Origin of the sequence: Kribbella sp., assembly GCF_035687465.1 — a bacterium.
In the GTDB taxonomy this organism is placed as follows: Bacteria; Actinomycetota; Actinomycetes; order Propionibacteriales; family Kribbellaceae; genus Kribbella.
Window position 1 is genome coordinate 1 of sequence record NZ_DASRXP010000689.1, and the last position, 3,701, is coordinate 3,701.

The 3,701-nt window shown below is 68.5% G+C and carries 2 protein-coding genes; both read left to right on the forward strand.

Annotation, left to right across the window (positions count from 1 at the left end; genetic code table 11):
* Positions 1–1,884: MMPL family transporter (locus VFG33_RS37230; RefSeq protein ID WP_325057731.1), on the forward strand; the 1,884-nt coding region annotated here is incomplete at its 5' end.
* Positions 1,885–1,937: 53 nt separating this feature from the next.
* Complete coding sequence (ilvD, locus tag VFG33_RS37235) at positions 1,938–3,641, forward strand: dihydroxy-acid dehydratase (RefSeq protein WP_325057732.1); 1,704 nt, start codon at positions 1,938–1,940, stop codon at positions 3,639–3,641.
* Positions 3,642–3,701 lie beyond the last annotated feature (60 nt).

The following is a 3,701-nucleotide window of genomic DNA, read 5'->3' on the forward strand; positions in this document are numbered from 1 at the left end:
GTCTCCTTCTCGGTGGTCCCGGCTTCGCTGGACAGCGACTACCTGACCTCTCTGGACGCCGCGGTCCAGCCGGCCCGAGCCGCCGGGCTCGAGGTGGAGTACGGCGGCGGTACCGGCCAGATCGGGAAGCAGGCGGACGACCTGCCCTCGGAGGCGATCGGCCTCGTGTTGGCGCTGATCCTGCTGTTCCTGATGTTCCGCTCCGTCGTGGCGGCCGGACTGCCGTTGGTGTCCGCGGTCTTCAGCGTGGGCGGCGGACTCGCCGTCCTGGGACTGCTCGCTGCCGTCAAGGACTTCCCGGTCTCGGCCCCGACCGTCGCCACCCTGCTCGGGCTCGGCGTCGCGATCGACTACGGGCTCTTCCTGGTGTCCCGGCACCGTGAGCAACTGGACAACGGCATGGCGGTCGAGGAGTCGGTCGGGCAGGCGGAGTCGACGTCCGGCGCGGCGATCCTGGTGGCCGGCGGAACCGTGGTGATCGCGATCCTCGGGCTGTACGTCTCGGGCGTGCCTTTCGTCGGCGCGCTCGGTCTGTCGTCGGCCATCGTTGTCGCGGTCACCGTGCTCGCCGCGCTGACACTCATCCCGGCCCTGCTCGGCCTGGCGAAGCTGCTGGTCCTGAACAGCAAGGACCGGCAGCACGTCGTGGCGGAACGCCGGCAGGAGGCCGAGCTGGCGGATCCGGAAGCCGTGACGGCGCACAGGGCAGAAGAACGCGAGCTGCGTGACGCCAAGCACGAGCAGAGCGCCTTCGCGCGCTGGGGACGCCGGGTCAGCGACCGGCCGTGGCCGTACGGCATCCTCGCCACACTGGTACTGCTGGTCCTCGCGATCCCGCTGTTGTCGATGAACCTGGGCCAGCTCGACGCCGGCACCGACCCGCCCGGCGATTCGAGCCGGAAGGCCTACGACCTGGTCGCTGCCGGCTTCGGCCCTGGCGCCAACGGTCCGCTGACCGTCGTCGTGGCGCTGCCGGACCAGAGCTCGACCGACAAGCAGACCCTGTTGACCAACCTCTCGTCCACCCTGCAGAAGACCGCGGGGGTCGCCGCCGTGCAGCCGGCCAAGACGAACAGCGCCGGTACGACGGCGGTGATCACCGTCGTCCCGACCACCTCGCCGTCGTCGGCCGAGACCGAGGATCTGGTCAACCGGATCCGCAACGACGTGCTGGCGGGGCAGAGCGAGACGACCTACGTGGTCGGTACCACCGCCGGATACGTCGACTTCACCGAGAAGGTCGCCGGCCGGATGCTGTGGCTGATCGGCGCCGTGGTGCTGCTGGCACTCGTCCTGCTCGCAGTGGCGTTCCGGTCACTCGTGATCGGGATCAAGGCTGCGGTACTCAACCTGTTGTCCGTCGGGGCGGCCTACGGTGTCATCGTCGCCGTCTTCCAATGGGGCTGGGGATCTTCCCTGGTCGGAATCGATGAGAAGGTCCCGATCCCGTCCTTCGTGCCGATGCTGATGTTCGCCATCGTGTTCGGGCTGTCGATGGACTACGAGGTCTTCTTGCTGTCCCGGGTGCACGAGGCCTGGATCGCGACCAGGGACAGCCATCGCGCCGTCGCGATCGGGATCGGCGCGACCGCGCGGGTGATCACTACCGCGGCCGCGATCATGATCGCGGTCTTCCTCAGCTTCGTACTCGCCGACGACCCGACCGTGAAGATGCTGGCGGTAGGAATGGCGGTCGCGGTGCTGATCGATGCCAGCGTGGTGCGGATGGTGCTGGTGCCGTCGGTCATGACCTTGCTCGGCGACCGCGCGTGGTGGCTACCCGGCTGGCTGGACCGGATCATCCCCGACATCCAGCTCGAGGGCCCCATCGCCGTACCGACACCCCCGGCCCGCGAACCCAAGCCCGTCGAACCGGCTCACTGACAGGCCGCAGCCGAGGTGATGTCGCGCGACCGAACGGTCATACAGTGAGGTCCATGTCCACGGATACAGAGCAGATGCAGAGCGGGCCGGATATCAAGCCGCGGAGCCGGACGGTGACCGATGGGCTCGAGGCGACCGCCTCGCGGGGGATGCTCCGTGCGGTCGGGATGGGTGACGACGACTGGGTCAAGCCGCAGATCGGCGTGGCGTCGAGCTGGAACGAGATCACCCCCTGCAACCTGTCGCTCGACCGGCTGGCGAAGGCGGTCAAGGACGGGGTGCACGCGGCCAGTGGGTACCCGCTCGAGTTCGGCACCATCAGCGTGTCCGACGGCATCTCCATGGGCCACGTCGGCATGCACTACTCCCTGGTGAGCCGCGAGATCATCGCCGATTCCGTGGAGACCGTGATGGAGGCCGAGCGCCTCGACGGCTCAGTACTGCTGGCCGGATGCGACAAATCACTCCCCGGCATGCTGATGGCCGCCGCCCGCCTCGACCTCGCCTCGGTCTTCCTGTACGCCGGTTCGATCATGCCCGGCAAACTCGGTGACAAGGACGTCACCATCATCGATGCCTTCGAGGCAGTCGGCGCCTGCGCCCGCGGCCTGATCAGCCGGGAAGACGTGGCCGCGGTGGAGCGCGCGATCTGCCCCGGCGAAGGTGCCTGCGGTGGCATGTACACGGCCAACACCATGGCGAGTGCGGCAGAGGCGCTCGGCATGTCCCTCCCGGGCTCGGCCGCACCGCCGGCCGTGGACCGCCGTCGCGACGGGTTCGCCCGCAAGTCCGGTGAGGCAGTGGTGAACCTGCTGGCCAAGGGCATCACCGCCCGGCAGATCCTCACCAAGGAAGCCTTCGAGAACGCGATCGCCGTGGTGATGGCGCTCGGCGGTTCCACCAACGCAGTACTGCACCTGCTCGCCATCGCCCGCGAGGCGGAGGTCGAGCTCAAGCTGGACGACTTCAACCGGATCGGTGACAAAGTCCCGCACCTCGGCGACCTCAAGCCGTTCGGCCGCTACGTGATGACGGACGTCGACCGCGTCGGCGGGATCCCGGTGGTCATGCGTGCCCTGCTCGACGCCGGTCTGCTGCACGGCGACTGCCTGACTGTGACGGGCAAGACGATGGCGGAGAACCTGGCCGACATCGCCCCGCCGGACGTCGACGGCGTGATCATCCGCGCCCTCGACAAGCCGATCCACGGAACCGGCGGGATCACCATCCTGCACGGCTCGCTGGCGCCGGATGGTGCCGTGGTGAAGAGCGCCGGGTTCGACTCGGACGTCTTCGAGGGGACCGCCCGGGTGTTCGATGGCGAACGCGGTGCGATGGACGCCGTCGAGGACGGCTCAATGAAGGCCGGCGACGTGGTGGTGATCCGCTACGAAGGCCCGAAGGGCGGCCCGGGTATGCGCGAGATGCTCGCTGTCACTGGCGCGATCAAGGGCGCTGGACTCGGAAAAGACGTCCTCCTGCTCACCGACGGACGCTTCTCAGGCGGTACTACGGGTCTCTGCGTCGGCCACGTCGCCCCGGAAGCGGCGGACGGTGGTCCCATTGCCTTCGTCCGCGACGGCGACCGCATCACCCTCGACGTCAAGAACCGCACCCTCGACCTGCACGTGGATGCCGACGAACTAGAGCGTCGCCGCGAGGGCTGGACCCCGAAGACCCCAGCCATCACCAAGGGCGTCCTCGGCAAATACACCCGCCTGGTCGGCTCCGCCTCCCAAGGCGCCGTCTGCATCTGACCCAATCCCTAACCGGGGGTACCCCCGCGAGTGGTCGGTTACCTCCGGTTCGAGGCAGGG

Bases quoted from the DNA above. Each gene is read 5' to 3' on its own strand.
- ilvD (WP_325057732.1), top strand. From the start codon at position 1,938: ATGTCCACGGATACAGAGCAGATGCAGAGCGGGCCGGATATCAAGCCG.